Below are 278 nucleotides of genomic sequence, written 5' to 3'. Positions count from 1 at the left end.
CACCAGTGCAATTCTTAACAGATCGCAGCAACGACCTTGCTGACGAAGTTGAGCAACAGCAGTGCCAAGAACAGGCGCATACACGTGTATTTACTGCTGTAAAAACCTTAGACGAACGATCACAAGATATTGTTAGCGCTCGTTGGTTGTCTGATGAAAAAGCAACACTGCAAGAGCTTGCTGAAAAATACAGCGTATCAGCAGAGCGTGTTCGTAAGCTTGAGAAAACAGCGATGAAAAAGCTACAAACAGCAATGCGCTAATACCCGCTTTGCAAA

Annotated in this window: 1 protein-coding gene; it reads left to right on the top strand. The window is 44.6% G+C overall.

Translation table 11 applies throughout. From position 1 onward, the window contains the following. A partial coding sequence (locus CWB85_RS22365; protein WP_138556034.1) for a sigma-70 family RNA polymerase sigma factor occupies positions 1-263 on the top strand: 263 nt, incomplete at its 5' end. Positions 264-278: the final 15 nt, after the last annotated feature.

The sequence above is a fragment of the Pseudoalteromonas sp. S1727 genome (assembly GCF_005886375.1).
GTDB lineage: Bacteria > Pseudomonadota > Gammaproteobacteria > Enterobacterales > Alteromonadaceae > Pseudoalteromonas > Pseudoalteromonas haloplanktis.
This window is presented reverse-complemented; position numbering and strand designations above follow the sequence as displayed.